Below are 18,539 nucleotides of genomic sequence, written 5' to 3' on the forward strand. Positions count from 1 at the left end.
TATAGAGAGCAGGCGTCTTATGCTTTGGCGTAAAACTCTCTGTCTCCTAACCAGCGATCAATAATTTTCTTGGCATTCTCGGGGTACTGTTCGTGCACATGTCGCGCAATTCGTTGAACTTCCGGTACTAATCTTTGGTCCCGCACTAAATCAGCAATCTTAAAGTCAGCCAGTCCAGTTTGTTTGGTGCCAAGTAGCTCACCAGGGCCACGAATCTCTAGATCTTTTTGCGCAATAACAAAGCCGTCATTACTTTCCCTCAGTACGCCTAAGCGCTTCTGAGCAGTTTTAGAGAGTGGGGAGTGATACAACAGCACACAATGACTTGCCACGCTACCACGGCCAACACGGCCCCGTAACTGATGCAATTGAGCTAGACCAAGGCGCTCTGGGTTTTCGATGATCATTAAACTGGAGTTAGGGACGTCCACACCAACTTCAATAACGGTTGTTGCAACTAGAAGGTGTAGTTCGTTGTTTTTAAACTGCTTCATCACTTGTTGTTTTTCAGCCGGTTTCATTCGGCCATGAACTAAACCGATTTTAAGATCAGGCAGTTTACGTTGCAGATCTTCGGCGGTCTCAGCGGCGGCTTGTGCTTCCAATACCTCTGATTCGTCGATCAATGTACAAACCCAATACGCTTGTTTGCCCTCGTGTAAGCAAGCATTTTTGACACGCTCAATGATGTCGTCGCGTTTTGTGTCTGGAATGGCAACGGTTTGAATCGGTGTTCTTCCTGGTGGCAGTTCGTCGATTACTGAGGTCTCCAAGTCGGCATATGCCGTCATGGCTAAGGTTCTTGGGATCGGTGTGGCCGTCATAATTAACTGATGAGGGTAGAAACCTTGTTTAGCGCCTTTCTCACGCAGCTCTAAGCGCTGGTGGACACCAAAGCGATGTTGCTCATCAATAATAACCAACGCAAGGTTGTGAAAATCAACCGACTCTTGGAATAGGGCGTGCGTCCCTACGACCATCTGAGCTTCACCGCTGGCAATACGTGCCAACTCCGCTTCCTTAGCTTTGCCTTTTTGTTTTCCTGATAACCACCCAACTTGTATCCCCATGGCTTCAAACCAACCTGCAAAGTTGATGGCATGCTGTTCGGCAAGTAATTCGGTCGGTGCCATCATAGCCACTTGATAGCCATGTTCTATCGCACGAACAGCAGCGAGCGCGGCTACCAAGGTTTTACCAGAACCCACATCACCCTGAACTAGGCGCATCATAGGAATAGGTTTAGCAAGATCAGTTTCGATTTCTTGCACCACTCTTGATTGCGCGCCTGTAGGGGAGAAAGGCAATTGTTCAAGAAGTTGATCTTTCAGTTTTTCAACAGGCGCTAAGCCAATGGCTGTATCTTGTTGACCTTTACTGCGCACCGCTAGCATAGAAAGGTTTTGCGCCATCAACTCTTCAATAATCAGTCGCTGCTGAGCAGGGTGCTTACCTTCATCAAAGTCGTCCAAATTAATCGTTGGTGGTGGACGATGGATGGTGTGTAGCGCCTCGGCGAGGGTTATTTGTTGGTTATAAAGGCCGCTTGGAAGCAACTCGTCTACGGCTGCTTTGTCCATGAGCTCAAGAGCTTGGTCAGTGAGGTTACGCAGTGTGAGCTGCCTTAACCCTTCTGTAGTTGGGTAAACCGGGGTTAAGGTTTGCTCTAGCTTTGGCGCTTTACCTTCGGTTTGAAATTTGTACTCTGGATGGATGATCTCAAGACCATGGTTGCCACGCTTAACTTCACCATAAGCGACAATAAGGCGACCTTCAGAGAAGTTGTTCTTCATTGCTGCGGTAAAATTGAAGAAGCGTAGTGTAATAGTACCGTTGCCATCGCTTACTTTAACCGTCAACATCTTGCGACGCCCGAAAGCCACATCACTACTCATGACTTTCCCTTGCACCGATCCCCAAAGACCAGGATGCAAACGAACGATCGGATAGATACGAGTACGATCTTCATAACGGTGAGGTAAGTGAAACAGTAAATCTTGAACCGAGTGTAAGCCGACTTTCGCCAGTTTTTCAGCGACTTTAGCTCCTACGCCAGAAAGCGAAGAAAGAGAAATTGCCGATAACAGCTGAGCCATATTTACCATCCATCAAAATGTTATATGCAGATATTCAAGCATTTTACTGTCTTTTTGTACAGTTTTTAGAGAGGTATTGTACATTGAGTTTGAGGCGCATAAATCGGAATAGTCTTATGCGCTGAACCCAAAGCGCTCGTCATTCCAGCGCATGCAGGAATTTTCTCAAGGTAGGGTGCACGCGTTAAGTAGACCCCTGCCTTCGCAGGGGTGACGTATAAATTGGCTTAGTTTTACGCGCTGAATCCAAAACGCTCGTCATTCCAGCGCATGCAGGAATCTTCTCGAGGTAGAGTGCACGCGTTAAGTAGATCCCTGCCTTCGCCGGGGTGACGATTAAATTGGGGTATTCTTATGCGTGGAATCCAAAGTGCTCGTCATTCCTGCGCATGCAGGAATCTTCTCTAGGCAGGGTATTCGCGTTAAGTAGGCCTCTGCCTTCTCAGGGGTGACGTATAACTTGGATTAGCCTAATACGTTATATTCATAGCGCTCGTCATTCCTGCGCATGCAGGAATCTTCTCTAGGCAGGGTGCACGCGTTAAGTAGACCCCAGCCTTCGTAGGGGGGACGAATAAATTGGGGTATTCTTATGCGTTGAATCCCAAACGAGCGTCATTCCTGCGCATGCAGGAATCTTCTCTAGGCAGGGTATTCGCGTTAAGTAGGCCTCTGCCTTCTCAGGGGGGGACGTATAACTTGGATTAGCCTCATGCGTTATATTCATAGCGCTCGTCATTCCTGCGTAGGCAGGAATCTTCTCAAGGTAGGGTGCACGCGTTAAGTAGACCCCAGCCTTCGCAAGGGTGACGAATAAATTGGTGTGGTCTTATGCGTTGAATCCAAACATTCACTTAAAGTGAATCATACAAATCCATCCAATTTGGATTCATGCTTTTGATCAGATTCTCTTTCCAATCCCGTTTCCAACGCTTTATTTGTTTCTCGCGAATGATAGCTGCCGTCATGGATTGGTGAACTTCGAAAAAGACCAGTTTATTTACATGGTATTTTTTAGAAAACCCATCAACAACGCCATTTTTATGTTGCCAGATACGCTGTTTCAGCTGAGAAGTAACTCCAACATATAACACCTTGTTGCTCCTAGAACTTAAGATATAAACACTAGCTTGCTTCATCATGCTCAACCACAAAACTCTTAGAATAGAGTTGGTTAAAAGTAGTGTTGCGAGGAGCTTCAAAGGAACTATAAAACCAGCCTTAAACCATACTCGTTTCTATTTTTTCTGCATTTCTTGCCACCACTCTTCTGTCGCCACAATTTGGCCTTGGTCATCGAGTGGTGGATAAGGGAGGCGCTTTTTCTTGGCAACTTTCGCCAGTACGGGGTGGCCGCGTTCGAATAGGATTCGATGGATGGTTTCTTCGGGCAGAGCACTGACATTGCGATCGTACAGGCCGGCATTCTGGCGTTGTCTTTGAGCTTCAAACAAAATCAGTGCGCTGGCGACTGAGACGTTTAAGGACTGCACCATGCCTACCATAGGAATAATGATGTCCTGATCTGCTTCGGTGAGTGCATCTTGGGTGATGCCGTGCTTCTCGCCACCAAGAATAATCGCGGTTGGCTTGGTGTAGTCGATATCACGAAAGTCGACAGCGTTTTCGGAAAGGTTAGTGGCCAGTACCTGCATACCTTGAGATTTTAACGTGCGAACGGCATCAGCTACAGTATCATGAGTTTCAACCTCAACCCAGTTTCTAGCGCCTGCGGAGGTGTGACTTAAAGTACGCATTTTCTCATCCGGCCAAACTGCATGAACTTTATGTACCCCAGCAGCATCGGCAGTACGAATGACCGCTGAGACATTATTGGGCTTATGGACTTGTTCTAGCAGTAAAGTCAGGTCAGGTTGGCGTGCCTTAAGCACTTCTTGGATACGAGTGTAGCGTTCTAAGTTCATCAATAGGTTCCAAATAAAACGGGCTCGATAATTATCGAACCCGTATTAGATCAAGCAGTTGTGTTAGTTCTTACGACGTCTAACACGTAGTGCATGTGGCATCACACGAATGCGCTTCATAATACCAGCTAAGTGAACACGATCTTTGGTCGTTAGCAGTACAGTGACTGTGTACAAACGGCCATCGCGTTCTTCTGTAGAGATACCGTGAATATTAGAGCCTGTCTTGGCAATCACATTGGTCAGCTCTGCGAGCGCGCCTTGGTGATTCTGCAGGTCAACTTTTAGCTCAGCAGTAAACTCTTGCTCGTAATCGTCACTCCATTCAACCGCCATGTATTTATCTGGCTCTTTCTGGTGACCACGAACATTTGGACAAGTTTCTCGGTGTACCACCAAGCCACGGCCCGGAGAAACGTGTGCGATGATGTGATCATCTGGAATAGGGTGACAACAGTTGGCAAACGTCAGCAAGATACCTTCTGCACCACGGATCGGTAAGCGTTTACCCGACGTTGGCACTGAACTTGTTTGCGTCAGTTCATCGGTATCGCCAAGTAGACGACGGGCAATAACGATACTCATCAACTCACCAAGGCCGATAGCGGCTAGCAGGTCATCAATACTGCCCAGCTTGAGATCGGTTAGCACTTCGTTGATGTTTTCTGGGTAGATAGTATCAACAGAGTGACGGCCTAGAGCATGGTTCAGCAGGCGGCGTCCTAAAACTACAGATTCTTCACGGCGCATTGTCTTCAGAACCTGACGGATCTTAGTGCGGGCACGTGAAGTCACCACATAGTTAAGCCATGCTGCATTAGGTCTTGCACCTGGTGCGCTGATGATTTCGACGGTTTGGCCGTTTTTCAGTGCTTTGCTAAGTGGGTATGGATTACGATCCACTCGCGCACCTACACAGGTGTTACCCACATCGGTATGGACAGCGTAAGCAAAGTCGACAGCGGTTGCGCCAAGTGGCAGCTCGACAATACGACCTTTTGGTGTGAACACGTAAATTTCGTCTGGGAACAGATCCGATTTTACGTTTTCAATGAATTCAAAGGAGTTGCCAGCACTTTGTTGTAGCTCAAGTAGGCTTTGCATCCAGCGCTGCGCTTTAATTTGTGCAGTGGTGCCAGTACGGTCGCCATTACCCTTGTATGCCCAGTGTGCTGCCACACCTTTGTCCGCCATTTGATCCATGTCTTCAGTACGAATTTGTACTTCTACTGGAACGCCATGAGGACCCACCATTGAGGTGTGTAAGGATTGATAGCCGTTCGCTTTTGGTACCGCGATGTAATCTTTCATGCGACCAGGGCGTGGCTTATACAGGCTGTGGACTTGACCAAGGACTCGATAACAAGTGTCTGCAGTATCTACGATGACGCGGAAAGCATAGATATCCATGATGGTATGGAATCGCTGCTCTTTGGTTTTCATCTTGTTGTAGATAGAGAAGAGGTTTTTCTCACGTCCCAATACGCGAACGTTGAGGCCAACTTCATTCAGTCGTCCTTCAATCTCGCTATGGATTCGCTGAATCATCTCTTTACGATTACCACGTGCCGATTTCACGACTTCTTTTAGTACGCGATAACGGTTTGGGTAAAGCGCTTCAAAGCCAAGCTCTTCAAGCTCGGTTTTGATGTTGTGTATACCTAATCGGTGCGCAAGTGGCGCATAGATTTCAAGGGTTTCACGAGCAATGCGACGCTTTTTGTCAGGACGAAGAGCCCCAAGCGTGCGCATGTTGTGGGTACGGTCACTCAGCTTTATAAGAATAACGCGAATGTCCTGCACCATAGCGAGAACCATTTTACGGAAGTTCTCTGCTTGGGCTTCTTTACGATCGCGGAATTTAAGCTTATCGAGCTTAGATACGCCGTCGACGAGTTCCGCCACCGTCGTACCAAATTGTTCTTCTAGCTCTTCTTTGGTGACTTCCGTATCTTCAATAACATCATGCAGCAGTGCCGCTTGTAGCGTTTCAATATCCAGACGCATTTCCGCGAGGATACGAGCTACAGCAACAGGGTGGATGATGTATGGTTCACCGCTAGAGCGGGTCTGCCCTTCATGGGCATCTCTTGCTACCACATAAGATTGACGCAGAGCCTCAATTTGAGGCTCTGTTAGGTATTCTTGGGCAACGTCTTTAAGGCTATCGAATAGGTACAAATTTTAGGCCCGAAAGTCGATGGAACTCTGATTAGGTACTAGGAATTAACGGTTGTGAGCAATGCTGCTTACTGCCGCTAGTTCTGCAGCTTCTTGCTCTTGCTGCTCTTGACGTTCACGTGCATCTAGTACTTCTTTCGTGATCAAGCCTTCTTCGATTTCGCGAAGTGCGATAACCGTTGGCTTATCATTTTCTTCTGGCACTAATGCATCTTTACCACCGATTTGCATCTGACGTGCGCGGCGAGCCGAAATAAGAACTAGGTCGAAACGGTTACCAACTTTTTCAACAGCGTCTTGAACAGTTACGCGTGCCATAAGAACTCCAATAGTTAACTAAATTTTTGATGACGAGAAAGTATACAGGCTATTACGTTTAGATTCTAGATCACAAATGATCCTATTAGCTACTGTTACTTCTGGTTTATTGCATTATTTGCTTGGGGTGAGACCCTATTTTGAGCCTCACTTTGCAAGGAAATGGTTAAAATCTACCTTACTCGGCAAGTAGGGCGTCTAACATACCTTTGTATTTCACCGCTTGTTTGTCTTGTTTAAGACGCTCAGCACGCAAAATAGCTTTAAAATCAACAAGTGCGCCGTCGAAGTCGTCGTTGACAATGACGTAATCGTACTCATTGTAGTGAGACATTTCTGACTTCGCTTCGCTCATGCGCTTAGCGATTACTTCATCACTGTCTTGGCCACGTACGTTCAAGCGACGCTCTAACTCACTGTTAGATGGTGGTAAAATAAAGACACTTTTCGCTTCTGGCATTTGTTCACGGATTTGACGAGCGCCTTGCCAGTCGATATCCAAGAATACATCGATGCCTTTTTCTAGCGTCTCTTCAATCCATAGACGAGAAGTACCGTAGTAGTTTCCGAAGACTTCGGCGTATTCCAAAAACGCACCTTGTTCGATTAACGATTCAAAATCGGTTTTTTCAACAAAGTGATAATGAACGCCATCTTCTTCACCAGGACGCATACCACGAGTCGTGTGAGACACTGATACTTTCATTGCGTATGTTGGGTTTTTTTCCAACATTGCTGAAATTAAGCTCGATTTACCAGCGCCGCTTGGTGCTGACACGATATAAAGCGTACCTTTACCTATCATTTTTCAGAGTCCACATCTTGGGTTGAAGGGGTAGAGAATATCGTTATTTGATACTTCTATTCTATACGTTCACTGACCAAAGCGTTTAAAAATCGGCCAGAAAAATGGAGGCGAAGAGTATCATGTTTGCTAGGAGCTCGACAAGTCATCCGGGAAGTACTCAGGCAACGAGTGGCTGCATTTTAAAAGGGAGCAAAAACATCGCAGAAGCCTGTTGTTCTTTTTGTTTAAAGGCAAACGTTTGCTTAAATATCAACGTTTTGTTTTTAAAGAGATAAAAATAACTCACAAAAGCATTGATTTATTCCTGAGTCTGATTAGAATTCGCGCCAATATTTTTATCGCGCATACGTTTGCGTCTCCCATTTTATCGCTATAGGTCCTACTGTGAGTGCAGAACTAACCGGGCAACGCCAAGCTAGCCCTTCTATCATTGAATCCACCTTCAAAGTGAGTGAGCGTAAGTCCACTATCGGTACTGAAGTATACGCTGGCTTTATCACTTTCCTTGCTATGAGCTACATTTTGGCGGTCAACCCAGCCATTTTGGGGGACATTCCTGGAATGGAGCGAGGCGCTGTATTTACAGCAACGGCTTTGGCTGCGGCCTTCGCTACGCTAATCATGGGTATTTTTGGTAACTACCCTGTGATGCTAGCTCCCGGTATGAGCATGAATGGTTTCTTTAAAGGTATGTTGCTAAGTGGTTCTGTGGCATTAGTTTGGCATGAAGCGCTGCTTGGCATCTTTTTCTCTGGTGTTATCTATCTTATTTTATCGTTAACTAAAATACGCAAAGCGATGATTGAGTCGATTCCAGAAGATTTGAAACTCGCTATTACCGTTTCTCTTGGTTTGTTTATTGCATTTCTTGGTCTTAAGAATGCGGGTATTATCGTATCCAACCCAATTATTCTCGTGAGTATGGGCGATATTTCTGACCCGAAAGTCATCATCGCGTATATCAGTATCTTTATCGCATTAGGCTGTATGGTTCGCGATATTAAGTTGGCTACATTTATCTCTTTTGTGTCCGCTATCGTGCTTACGATTCTGGCTGATACCTTCATGGGAACCAACAATGCACCAATTCCAGAGCAACTCGTGGCAATGCCGCCAAGCATGGCGAGCAGCTTTGGTGCTATCTTCGATTTCTCAGGGATTACCGCAGAGAAGATGTTTGATCTGCTGTTTATTATGATCATCTTTTTGATTGTCGATTTCTTCGATGGGCTCAGCACTATCGTAGGGGTAGGTCGTGATGCCGGTATCATTGATAAAGATGGTAAGGTACCTAATGCACGCTCTGCGCTGATTGCAGATGCAGGTGGTACAGTAATGGGTTCAGTGTTTGGTACCACATCAGTCACGGCATTCTCAGAGTCTGGTATTGCCTCATCACAAGGTGCAAAAACTGGCTTAGCTGCAGTCGTCGTAGCGGGTCTATTCCTACTATCACTCTTCCTATACCCGTTGTTCTCGCTATTCTCTGCGGCAATGGTAGCGCCAGCTATGGTCGTGGTTGGTATCTATATGATTGGTCGCTTAGGCGATATTAAATGGGAAAAGAAAGAGTCTCGCATCGCTGCCTTCTTCACAATTATGTTTACCGTATTAAGCTTCTCACCAGCGAATGGTATGGCGATGGGCTTTATCAGTTATGCATTTAGTATGGTTGTGGCAGGGAAAGGGAAACAGGTGCATCCTGTGATTTATGTGCTGTCTGTGGTGTTTATGGCGTATTTAGCGCTGCTGTAATCACTTTAGTTGGCAGAGCTCTTCACAGTAATGTTATTTCATGAGCCGTGCGTCTGTGCCCGCAAGAATCTTCTTGGGCTTGGTGCGCGTGTTGAGTATACCTCTACCTGCGCAATGGTGACGGTCAATTTAACTCCTAACTTGTGATATTCAAGCAATAAAAAAGCAGGCTGAGGCCTGCTTTTTTATCATTCAACAGATTTACTCAATATTCTGGATCTGCTCGCGCATTTGCTCAATAAGAACCTTTAGCTCTACACCAGAAGCCGTGATATCGGTGCTAATAGACTTAGATGCCAGTGTGTTTGACTCACGGTTGAACTCTTGCATCATGAAATCAAGACGACGACCTACAGAGCCACCTTTCTTCAAGATGCTGGTTGTTTCTTTAACGTGAGAGTCTAAGCGGTCCAGTTCTTCAGCAACGTCTGATTTCTGTGCCAGTAGAATGAGTTCTTGCTCTACGCGTGAGGCATCAAGCTCGATTTTTGCTTCTTCAAACTTGCTTAGTAGGCGTTCACGTTGCCACTCAAGAATTTCTGGCATGCGAGCACGGACTTTGATTACTTCAGCAGTGATCGCTTCAAGACGCTGAACAATAAGCGCCTTCATATTTTCACCTTCGCTAGCACGAGCATCGATGAAGTCGCTAAGACCTTGTTCGAAACCCTCAAGCAATGCTTTATTGATGGTATCCATATCCTGTTCAGGTGTTTCCATTACACCAGGCCATTGCATCACTTGGAATGGATTTAGGCGGCTATCTTCACCTGTCATTGTCATAACTTGCTTTGCTGCACCAATCACTTGCTGAGCGAGTGTCTCGTTGATGCTCAGCTCACCTTTTGCAGCAGGGTTTGCTTCGAAGCGCAAGTGGCATTCGACTTTACCGCGTGCTAGGCGTTTGCGGAAACGTTCACGAAGTACAGGTTCTAGACCACGAAACTGCTCAGGAAGACGGAAGTAAGTTTCTAGATAACGTTGGTTTACTGAGCGGATTTCCCATACTGCGCTACCCCAGTCACCTTTGACTTCTTTACGCGCGTATGCGGTCATGCTGTAGATCATGGATTGATTTCCTTGGATTGATAAATTGTTCAAACTGTCTTCATGTTAGCATAGTGAGGTGCGCTAAGTCATACACGTTGAGATATCCAATGGTGGATGTTTTGAATTGTTCCTAGCACTTAGGATGCTAGACCCGTAAAGCCATCTTCGCTATAATCCTCGCCCAACCAAATCCTCTTCCCCAACAAAGGTAATGTCCATGCGTCCAAATGATCGCGCAGCAGACCAAGTGCGCCCAATAAAAATTACTCGCAACTATACCGCTTATGCAGAAGGTTCTGTATTAGTCGAGTTCGGCAATACCAAAGTGTTGTGTAATGCAACGGTAGAGGAAAATGTACCTCGCTGGCTAAAAGGCCAAGGTAAAGGCTGGGTAACGGCAGAATACGGCATGCTACCACGCTCAACGCATTCGAGAATGCGTCGCGAAGCAGCGAGTGGTAAGCAAGGCGGCCGTACTATGGAAATCCAGCGCCTAATCGCCCGCAGCCTTCGCGCTGTTGTTGATTTAGAGGCTATGGGTGAAATCATGGTCACTGTTGATTGCGATGTGATTCAAGCGGACGGTGGTACACGTACGGCGTCTATTTCAGGTGCAAGTGTGGCAATGGCAGATGCGTTCGCTCACTTAGTTGCGAAAGGCAAACTAAAAGCGAACCCAATGAAAGGCCACGTTGCTGCAGTATCTGTCGGTATTTTAGGCGAAGACATCCTATGCGATCTTGAGTATACCGAAGACTCAGCTGCGGATACCGATATGAACGTGGTAATGACTGAAGACGGTCGAATGATTGAGATTCAGGGGACAGCGGAAGGCGAACCGTTCACTCACAAAGAACTAATGGCATTGCTGGAGTCAGCAAATAAAGGCATTGCCGAGATCGTTGCAGCTCAGAAGCTGGCATTAGAAGATTGATTGATAGCTCCCGTAAGGGGGCTATTTTTTTGACTAAGATATAGGCTAACGTCGTAAGTCATTCCCGCGAAGATGGGAATCTACTAAAGCCTGGAGATTGCGTTGAGCAGACCCCTGCCTGCGCAGGCGCGCGGCTAGTGGGGTGACGAGATTTTAAGTTAGTCAATTTACTGCTCGCGTCATTCCTGCGTAGGCAGGAATCTACTCAAAGCGAGCGACAACTTTGACTAGACCTTTATCTAAATCAGGTATGACAATGGCATACCTAAACACAACAACCGAGAGAGAAAAAATGAAAGCATACCAGCGTGAATTTATTGAATTTGCACTAGAAAAAGAAGTTCTAAAATTTGGCGAATTTACCCTTAAATCTGGTCGTAAAAGCCCTTATTTCTTTAACGCTGGGCTTTTCAATACTGGCCGTGACCTTGCACGTCTAGGTCGCTTCTATGCAGCAGCGTTAGCAGATTCTGGCATTGATTATGACGTGCTGTTTGGCCCTGCATATAAAGGCATCCCTATTGCGACAACGACAGCAGTTGCGCTGGCTGACCACCACGATTTAGATACTCCTTACTGCTTCAACCGTAAAGAAGCAAAAGACCATGGTGAGGGTGGTAACTTGGTTGGCAGCCCATTAGAAGGCCGCATTATGTTGGTTGATGATGTGATTACCGCCGGTACAGCGATTCGCGAGTCGATGGAAATCATTAAAGCCAATGGCGCTGATCTAGCTGGCGTACTTGTTGCTATTGACCGTCAAGAAAAGGGTAAAGGCGAGCTATCAGCGATTCAAGAAGTAGAACGTGACTTTGGCTGTGCGGTCATTTCGATTGTAAGCTTGACTGACCTTGTTACCTTCCTTGAAGAGAAAGGTGATAACGCTGAGCATTTAGAGGCGGTGAAAGCTTATCGTGCTGAGTACGGTATCTAGGTGCCACGCTAAATTTCTATCAAAAAATGCGCTTAATGCTACCTGTCATTAGGCGCTTTATCTCATTACTCTCTTCAAAAGTAATCAACTTCGTCCTAAGCATAGTGTACCCTAAGTTATCAACAGATTGCATTAGACTGGAGCTTGACCTTGAAACTACTGTTCATTTGCCCTGATTGGGCAGATCTTGCAACACCAATTGTTGAAGAGCTAAGACGGCAAGGCCATGAAGTCACGCATTTAGACACTAGAGATTTAGCTGATTTCCACTACTACAGTAAACCACACCGTGTGATGTCAAAGATGCTCGATCTAGTGAGTAAAGAAAAATACAAACATCAAAGGACGGAAGAGCAGATCTATTGGTCTTTGAAAGGAGTGTTCAAGGGTTCAGGGAAGTACGACGCTATCATCTGTACCGAACCGAATATCTTTAATCAGCAGCACTTTACTTTAATGAAGCAACATAGTGGAAAATTGGTGCTATCTCTTTGGGATAGCTTGAATAGAATGCCTCAAAACGGGACGGATCTTGACCAGTTTGATGTCATATTTAGTTTCGAGCCTGAAGACTGTCAGCGTCACGGGTTTATTCAAACCTACAATTATATTCCTCCAATTGGAACTTGTTCGCCGATAGAAGAAGCGAAGCATGACTTGTTTTCAGTCATGTCATTTACAAAGAAACGATATGAGGAATTATGTTGTTTCTTAGATGCTAATCCAACTATTGATGCAGATGTATACCTTTACATTGACCACCCAAGAAAGCGTAAATTTATTACGCATGAGCGAATTAAGGTCACAGAACACCTTATGCTCAAAGATGAGTTGGCCGCGTTGATTCAATCTAGTCGTGCAGTTCTTGACCTTGGGCAGGGTAAGCAGAATGGACTTTCATTTCGTGTATATGAGTCGTTGGCCTACAACAGGAAGTTGGTAACGACTAGTCAAGATATTGCTCAATATGAATTCTATGATCAGTCTAATATCGCCATCATTAAACCAGACAACGTAAAACTTCCTGATGGCTTTTTTGAGTTAAATTATAAAAAGCCAGCACCAAAAACAACTAGCAAATATACCTTAGAAAGTTGGGTCGAGAATTTGACTGAGCATATTGGCTATTAATAAAAATGCCAAGGTTCTTCCTTGGCATTTTCTCTTTTGACTAGTAGTAACTACTTTACCTTACAAAGCAAAGCCATTCGATCGTGGCTTTCTGCTACAGCCTGATTACTACAGTCGTATTTTTCCTTAAATGGTATAAAGTCACGCTGCCTATCTTTGTACGAAATGATGTAGAACTCGTTTAACCCTTTCACTTGGTCATCCGATTCAAACACCTTGGCTTGACCGTTACTGTAGTACTGACCTGAGTATGATCTTGGGTAGACGTAGAAAGTACGTACATTAGGATCGATAGTTTCAAAGATCGCCTTATCACTATTATCAGCAACTTTTCCTGTTGCTAGCATATAAGTTGCTGCAATCAGTGCCACTGGAACAATCAGTGATGCAATTGCCAACCAAATGGTGTCCTTCTTCTTCCAGAAAATAGCCAACAAAAGACCGATAGCTGGCGTGCCCGGGAGAACATAGGTTGGCAAGATATTGCTCGACATCGTAAATAGAATCAACGGAGACAATGCCCACCAAATTGCAAAACTGGTAAAACCGTGATTCTGTCTTGCTTGCTCCCAACCAAATTTGGCGCGAACTAGCATTAAAATAGGCAAAATGATTGACCATGGTAGTACCGCTAATAGCCAGAAGAACCAGATTTTCCCTTTAGGCTCCTCATGACCAGACCCGTATAGGTCGCCTGTCCAGCCTGGTTCAACAAAACGCTTATAGTGTTCGCCAACGATAAAGTAATCGATAAAGCCTGGTGTAGCCCGTTCAGCCATGATGTACCAAGGCAAGGCGATGGCAAGCATTAACAATGTGCCTTTGATGAGCGGGAAGCGATGCCACAGTTCAACAAACGCACCGATAATGCCATGTTGAACTACCATCCACGGGAAGACCGCCAGACCAAATAAGACGATGGCCACTGGTCCTTTAGCCAGCAAGCCAATCGCGAGACCCGCAAAGCCAACGTAGCCCCAGAGAGTCTCACCACGCCAGCATTGATAGAAGCCAATCATCGCTAGCGTTAAACCTACAGTAAGCGCCATATCCGTCATTACTGCACCGGCAGAAATGGAGAACACGAGCGTCGTAGATAACACAACAGCAGCAACAAGCGGGTTATAACCATTCTTTTTCGCGAACCATGCCGCTGCCCACACTACTAAGACCCCAGCCACCCAATGTGGAAGACGTAACGTAAACTCAGATAGGCCAAACAGTTCAACGCTCGCAGCACTCATCCAAGTGAATAGCGGTGGTTTGCCCCAGAAAGGCACTCCATAATCAAACAGAGGTGTTAACCAGTTTCCGGTTTCCACCATCATTCGCGCCATTTCTCCATAACGTGACTCGGTCGTATCCATAAGTGGATAAAACCCAAGAGAGAGTAGGCGGATGAGCAACGCACCAATTAGCAAGGTCCACAGCGTTCGCTCTTTATTAATCATTTTGTTAGCTCCAACTTGTCGCCAAAACAGATAACAGGGTCTCTGTTACAAACCAAAACAGGATGATAGCTATATCATCCTGCTAAATAAAAACTCACGAAGTCTCACACATTCTTTAAGTGTAGGTCAATAAATTGGCAATCAATCTATTGTTAGGGAGTGTAATTTTATAAACAAAGTTCCACAGTTAGACGACTTTTTTAGTTTGCAGTGCCTTTTCAATTAAGGGTGGTACAAACTGACTAACATCACCGCCATGTATGGCGACTTCTCGAACTAAGGTTGAAGAAATAAAAGCATGCTCTTCTGCCGGAGTGAGAAACACACTCTCTAAACCGGGCAGCAAACGTCGGTACATATTGGTCAACCCGAACTCATATTCAAAGTCGACAGTGGTTCGTAGACCACGAATAAGGACATTGGCCTTCTCGTCTTCAGCAAAATTCACCAGTAGTCCAGAAAACCCTTTGGCTGAAACATTTTCTAAATGCTTGGTGACCTCGCGAGCGAATTCTACACGTTCATCCAGCGTAAACATGGTGTTCTTACTTGGACTTGCTGCAATCGCTATGATCACTTCATCAAACATAGTGGCCGCTCGTTCAATAAGATCAAGGTGGCCATTGGTGATAGGGTCAAATGTACCAGGGTAGATAACTCGAGATAAACGCTTTTGGGTCACAATGTTTGCTCTAGTAAGAAATTTTGTTCAGTGTAACATTTTATAGATGCGAACAAACAGACACGCAACAGTTATCATTAATCCAATGACTTGCTATTATCCTTGAGTTGCTAGGTATACGAAATAAAGAGAAAGAGCACATGAAAAACATTCTGGTAGTTCGAAACGATAAAATCGGTGATTTTATGTTGGCTTGGCCGAGCTTCGCGATGCTCAAAGCGTCTATGCCGGAATGCCGCATTACTGCGCTTGTACCCAGTTATACAGTCGCTTTAGCAAAAGCATGTCCGTGGATTGATGAAGTGATTATTGATTGTGGAGAAAAAGCGGATAAACACACTCAGGCAACACTCGTAAATACCTTAAAAGGTGCGAAATTCGATGCATCGATTAATTTATTCTCAACGACATATAACGCTTTATTGGTTTGGAAAGCAAAAATCCCATACCGACTCGCCCCAGCAACTAAGTTAGCGCAAATCTTCTACAACAAACGCATCAAACAAAAGCGCTCGCAAAGTGCTAAGCCTGAATACGAATATAACTTAGATCTAATTCGAGCATTTTTAAAAGACCAAAAAATCGATATTGTTGAGCCTCGCGCACCGTATTTCTCTTTCTCCCTTGATGCGTTAGCTAAGCAAAAAGAAAAACTTTCCTCTCAGTTCGAACTAAACAAAGCTAAACCATGGATTTACGTTCATGCGGGAAGCGGTGGCTCAGCCAATAATCTATCTTTAGAACAGTATTGTGAGTTGATTACAGGTATTGAGCAAAGTGCTGAAATCGTATTGACTGCTGGGCCTGGAGAACAAGATAAAGCAAGAGAGCTGCAACAACTGCTCGCGAACAACAGTATTCGAAGTGTTGTTTATGACAAAAATGATGGGCTGGTGGATTTTTCATGCTCACTCGCTTGTGCGAGTTTGTTTATCGCAGGCTCGACGGGTCCACTACATATCGCGGCTGCTTTAGATGTTCCAACCGTCGGTTTTTTCCCGGCTAAGCGTTCAGCAACCCCACTGCGTTGGAAGCCTTTGAATTCAGACGGCAGACACATTGCTTTCTGCCCACCAAAAGCTGAGGACAAAGCAAGCCAAGAGAATATGACTCGCATTGATTTACTTGAGGTAGCTGCAGAGCTTAATCCTTGGGCGGCTCAGTACTTGTCCTAACCCACAAGTCAGCGTATTTCACAAAGGTAGAGTGCGCTGACAGAATTGATAACAAAAAGCCTTGCTTACCATCCAAGAATCCAGCTTTGATAATGTACATTTTTACAAAGCACGCAATAGCATGAATGATCCCTTGAGAGATACTTGAGCGTTTTCCACGTTTCTCTCGTTGTTCTGCCCAAGCTTTGGCGTAGCCAGCCGATTTGACTAAATAATGATGGATATCATCGTAGGTGTAGTGGATCAAGTCGCCTTTCAGCGTCTCAATTTGCATGTCGCTTTTTGTTTCAACTTTTTCGTGAACCAAAGAGTCATCGTATTGAGTTAGTTTGGTTGGATAAAGACGCAATACTTTGTCAGGATACCAGCCGCAATGCTTAATAAAGCGCCCAAATACCCAGCTAAGGCGGGCAAATTGATAGATAGTGGAGGGTAGATTCTTTTCTACAGCCTCTACAATACTTTGTTTGAGCTCTGGCGTGACTCGCTCATCGGCATCAAGCCAGAATACAAAGTCTGACTCTACATGACTTTGTGCCAAACGTCGTTGTGGTCCAAATCCAGGCCACTGAGGGTTTGCGTGGAACTTCGCACCAAACTCCGCTGCTATTTCCGCGGTATCATCAGTACTACCAGAATCCATAATGACGATTTCATCCACCCAGCCTTGCACAGACTCGAGACAGGCACGTAGGTGCTTGGATTCGTTTTTTACAATCATTGCAACAGCAAGTGTTGGTTTGGTCACGGTAATGGTCCTTGGTTTGTACCCCCGGTTATTATAGAGGGGTAATGTAATTCGTAAATTTTCGCCGTCCCCAATTATCTCGTCATCCTCACTTTTCACGTCATCCTCACGAAAGTGAGGATCTCCCAAAGCGAGTGACTACGTGAATAACGGCCTAGTAATTAAAGCGTACTCAACTCCACAGCGCGCTTCATGAGTTCCCCTTTTTTAAGGGGATGACGATGGATTGGTCACTTGGGGGCTAATCTATCTCTTCCACCTCGATAACCTTATCGAACATTTCAATCACGTCATTTGACGAAATTCGCTGCATTGCTTTTTTATCCTTAACTCGAGCGCGCCAACTAAGCTCTGCACTTGGTTTTCCCGTCTCAGCTAAAATCGCCTCTTCATATACAGACACTACATAATCCTGATAGTTATACGGCCCAGTACGCTTTGGGTTATGGTGAGCATACAGGCCTATAACTGGAGTTCCCATGGCGTTAGCCATATGAGTAGGACCTGTATCTGGTGCAATAACTAAATCGGCTAGATCAAGAAGGGCAAGCATTTGGAGCAAGCTACTTTTACCAACCAGATTAGTAATAGGCGATGAGAGACTTTTCTCAATCTTTTCACTAAGCTCAATTTCGATCTGAGCAGGACTTCCCGCGAGTAGTATATTCCAGCCTAGCTTTATCGCATGTTCAATCACATCCACATAGCCGTCAGCGGTCCAGTTCTTATAGCCTTTACTTGCCGCAGGCACGATGACCAAATTGCGCTGATAAACAATATATTGCTTAGCCCAGGCATGATCTTCTTCAGAGTATTGAAGTTGCCATGTAGGTTCTGTGGCTGGCATTCCCAGCGTTTCGGTAAAAGCCATTAGCCCATCAAGAACGTGCATTTTTCTCGGGGAAGGGACTTTTACATTAGTAAATAGCCCTTGAAAGTCTTGCGCACGCTCTCCATCAAAACCAAGCTTATATTTTGCCTTGATGCCTAATGTCGCAATGCTAGCGCGAAATGCGTATTGCATGTGTAATAGAGCGTCAAATTGCTGCCCTTTCAATTGCTGCCAAAGCTGCTTGTAGCCTTGCCAACCAGCTTTTTTATCAAATACAACAACCTTGATACCAGTAATGCTCTCTAGCAACTGAGCTTCAAGTTTACCGGTAATCCAAGTGATTTTAGTCTCGGGCCAATAGGTCTGAATGGCTTGCACGGCTGCAATGGTATTGCAGACATCACCAATGGCAGACAGACGCAAAATACATATGGATTGAGGTGGGGTATCAAAAAGTGCCATAAAATCGCAAAGCTAGAGACAGATGTAAAGATTATGCAGGGGGGCGGAATGAATGTA

16 protein-coding genes are annotated in these 18,539 nt (G+C 45.3%); 5 read left to right on the plus strand and 11 right to left on the minus strand.

Annotated elements, in window-relative coordinates; all coding sequences use genetic code 11:
• Positions 1–17 precede the first annotated feature (17 nt).
• The 6 genes from recG to gmk all read right to left on the minus strand — a co-directional run bounded on the left by recG (position 18) and on the right by gmk (position 7,322).
• A complete protein-coding gene (gene recG / locus VME0621_RS21115; RefSeq protein ID WP_062462363.1) occupies positions 18–2,096 on the minus strand; it encodes an ATP-dependent DNA helicase RecG in 2,079 nt (692 codons plus the stop codon).
• A gap of 854 nt (positions 2,097–2,950) precedes the next feature.
• Positions 2,951–3,238, minus strand: coding sequence for a GIY-YIG nuclease family protein (locus tag VME0621_RS21120; protein WP_062462365.1), 288 nt, complete (start codon positions 3,236–3,238; stop codon positions 2,951–2,953).
• Positions 3,239–3,334: 96 nt separating this feature from the next.
• Positions 3,335–4,021 carry a tRNA (guanosine(18)-2'-O)-methyltransferase TrmH gene (gene trmH / locus VME0621_RS21125; RefSeq protein ID WP_062462368.1) on the minus strand — a complete coding sequence of 229 codons (687 nt, stop codon included), beginning with the start codon at positions 4,019–4,021 and terminating at the stop codon, positions 3,335–3,337.
• A 63-nt stretch (positions 4,022–4,084) separates the two neighbouring features.
• On the minus strand, positions 4,085–6,202 hold the full coding sequence (gene spoT, locus VME0621_RS21130) for a bifunctional GTP diphosphokinase/guanosine-3',5'-bis pyrophosphate 3'-pyrophosphohydrolase (RefSeq protein WP_006071270.1): 2,118 nt from the start codon (positions 6,200–6,202) through the stop codon (positions 4,085–4,087).
• Between the two features lie 45 nt (positions 6,203–6,247).
• Complete coding sequence (gene rpoZ, locus VME0621_RS21135) at positions 6,248–6,520, minus strand: DNA-directed RNA polymerase subunit omega (RefSeq protein ID WP_006071268.1); 273 nt, start codon at positions 6,518–6,520, stop codon at positions 6,248–6,250.
• 178 nt (positions 6,521–6,698) lie between these two features.
• On the minus strand, positions 6,699–7,322 hold the full coding sequence (gmk, locus tag VME0621_RS21140; protein WP_031494034.1) for a guanylate kinase: 624 nt from the start codon (positions 7,320–7,322) through the stop codon (positions 6,699–6,701).
• Positions 7,323–7,712: 390 nt separating this feature from the next.
• Here gmk and VME0621_RS21145 point away from each other — a divergent pair, with 390 nt between their 5' ends.
• Positions 7,713–9,083 carry an NCS2 family permease gene (locus tag VME0621_RS21145; RefSeq protein WP_062462371.1) on the plus strand — a complete coding sequence of 457 codons (1,371 nt, stop codon included), beginning with the start codon at positions 7,713–7,715 and terminating at the stop codon, positions 9,081–9,083.
• A 201-nt stretch (positions 9,084–9,284) separates the two neighbouring features.
• On the opposite strand, the gene VME0621_RS21150 is transcribed toward VME0621_RS21145, so the two are convergent.
• Positions 9,285–10,151, minus strand: coding sequence for a YicC/YloC family endoribonuclease (locus VME0621_RS21150; protein WP_006071261.1), 867 nt, complete (start codon positions 10,149–10,151; stop codon positions 9,285–9,287).
• A gap of 199 nt (positions 10,152–10,350) precedes the next feature.
• Between VME0621_RS21150 and rph the strand changes: the two genes are divergently transcribed.
• The 3 genes from rph (at position 10,351) to VME0621_RS21165 (ending at position 13,132) form a co-directional block, all read left to right on the plus strand.
• On the plus strand, positions 10,351–11,067 hold the full coding sequence (rph, locus tag VME0621_RS21155; RefSeq protein WP_038231040.1) for a ribonuclease PH: 717 nt from the start codon (positions 10,351–10,353) through the stop codon (positions 11,065–11,067).
• Positions 11,068–11,359: 292 nt separating this feature from the next.
• A complete protein-coding gene (gene pyrE / locus VME0621_RS21160) occupies positions 11,360–12,001 on the plus strand; it encodes an orotate phosphoribosyltransferase (protein WP_062462562.1) in 642 nt (213 codons plus the stop codon).
• Positions 12,002–12,151: 150 nt separating this feature from the next.
• Complete coding sequence (locus VME0621_RS21165) at positions 12,152–13,132, plus strand: WaaS/CpsH family glycosyltransferase (protein WP_062462374.1); 981 nt, start codon at positions 12,152–12,154, stop codon at positions 13,130–13,132.
• Positions 13,133–13,182: 50 nt separating this feature from the next.
• Here the strand turns inward: VME0621_RS21165 and VME0621_RS21170 are convergent, their stop codons facing one another.
• Positions 13,183–14,580, minus strand: a complete 1,398-nt coding sequence (locus VME0621_RS21170; RefSeq protein ID WP_231892986.1) for an ArnT family glycosyltransferase — start codon at positions 14,578–14,580, stop codon at positions 13,183–13,185.
• A 190-nt stretch (positions 14,581–14,770) separates the two neighbouring features.
• Complete coding sequence (coaD, locus tag VME0621_RS21175; protein ID WP_006071252.1) at positions 14,771–15,265, minus strand: pantetheine-phosphate adenylyltransferase; 495 nt, start codon at positions 15,263–15,265, stop codon at positions 14,771–14,773.
• Positions 15,266–15,405: 140 nt separating this feature from the next.
• On the opposite strand from coaD, the gene VME0621_RS21180 reads away from it, so the two are divergent.
• Positions 15,406–16,440 carry a glycosyltransferase family 9 protein gene (locus VME0621_RS21180; RefSeq protein WP_062462380.1) on the plus strand — a complete coding sequence of 345 codons (1,035 nt, stop codon included), beginning with the start codon at positions 15,406–15,408 and terminating at the stop codon, positions 16,438–16,440.
• Here VME0621_RS21180 and VME0621_RS21185 read toward each other — a convergent pair.
• Together VME0621_RS21185 and VME0621_RS21190 are read right to left on the minus strand one after the other, a co-directional pair.
• Positions 16,409–17,194, minus strand: a complete 786-nt coding sequence (locus VME0621_RS21185; protein WP_231892987.1) for a glycosyltransferase family 2 protein — start codon at positions 17,192–17,194, stop codon at positions 16,409–16,411. The two genes, VME0621_RS21180 and VME0621_RS21185, sit on opposite strands and share 32 nt — an antisense overlap.
• A gap of 235 nt (positions 17,195–17,429) precedes the next feature.
• On the minus strand, positions 17,430–18,482 hold the full coding sequence (locus VME0621_RS21190; protein ID WP_062462383.1) for a glycosyltransferase family 9 protein: 1,053 nt from the start codon (positions 18,480–18,482) through the stop codon (positions 17,430–17,432).
• Between the last annotated feature and the right edge of the window lie 57 nt (positions 18,483–18,539).

The sequence above is a fragment of the Vibrio mediterranei genome (assembly GCF_900088415.1).
Taxonomy (GTDB): Bacteria; Pseudomonadota; Gammaproteobacteria; order Enterobacterales; family Vibrionaceae; genus Vibrio; species Vibrio mediterranei.

Excerpts from the sequence above, each read along its gene's own strand:
- recG (WP_062462363.1), bottom strand. The coding sequence starts at position 2,096 with ATGGCTCAGCTGTTATCGGCAATTTCTCTTTCTTCGCTTTCTGGCGTA.
- VME0621_RS21120 (WP_062462365.1), bottom strand. The coding sequence starts at position 3,238 with ATGATGAAGCAAGCTAGTGTTTATATCTTAAGTTCTAGGAGCAACAAG.
- trmH (WP_062462368.1), bottom strand. The coding sequence starts at position 4,021 with ATGAACTTAGAACGCTACACTCGTATCCAAGAAGTGCTTAAGGCACGC.
- rpoZ (WP_006071268.1), bottom strand. The coding sequence starts at position 6,520 with ATGGCACGCGTAACTGTTCAAGACGCTGTTGAAAAAGTTGGTAACCGT.
- VME0621_RS21150 (WP_006071261.1), bottom strand. The coding sequence starts at position 10,151 with ATGATCTACAGCATGACCGCATACGCGCGTAAAGAAGTCAAAGGTGAC.
- rph (WP_038231040.1), top strand. The coding sequence starts at position 10,351 with ATGCGTCCAAATGATCGCGCAGCAGACCAAGTGCGCCCAATAAAAATT.
- pyrE (WP_062462562.1), top strand. The coding sequence starts at position 11,360 with ATGAAAGCATACCAGCGTGAATTTATTGAATTTGCACTAGAAAAAGAA.
- VME0621_RS21180 (WP_062462380.1), top strand. The coding sequence starts at position 15,406 with ATGAAAAACATTCTGGTAGTTCGAAACGATAAAATCGGTGATTTTATG.
- VME0621_RS21190 (WP_062462383.1), bottom strand. The coding sequence starts at position 18,482 with ATGGCACTTTTTGATACCCCACCTCAATCCATATGTATTTTGCGTCTG.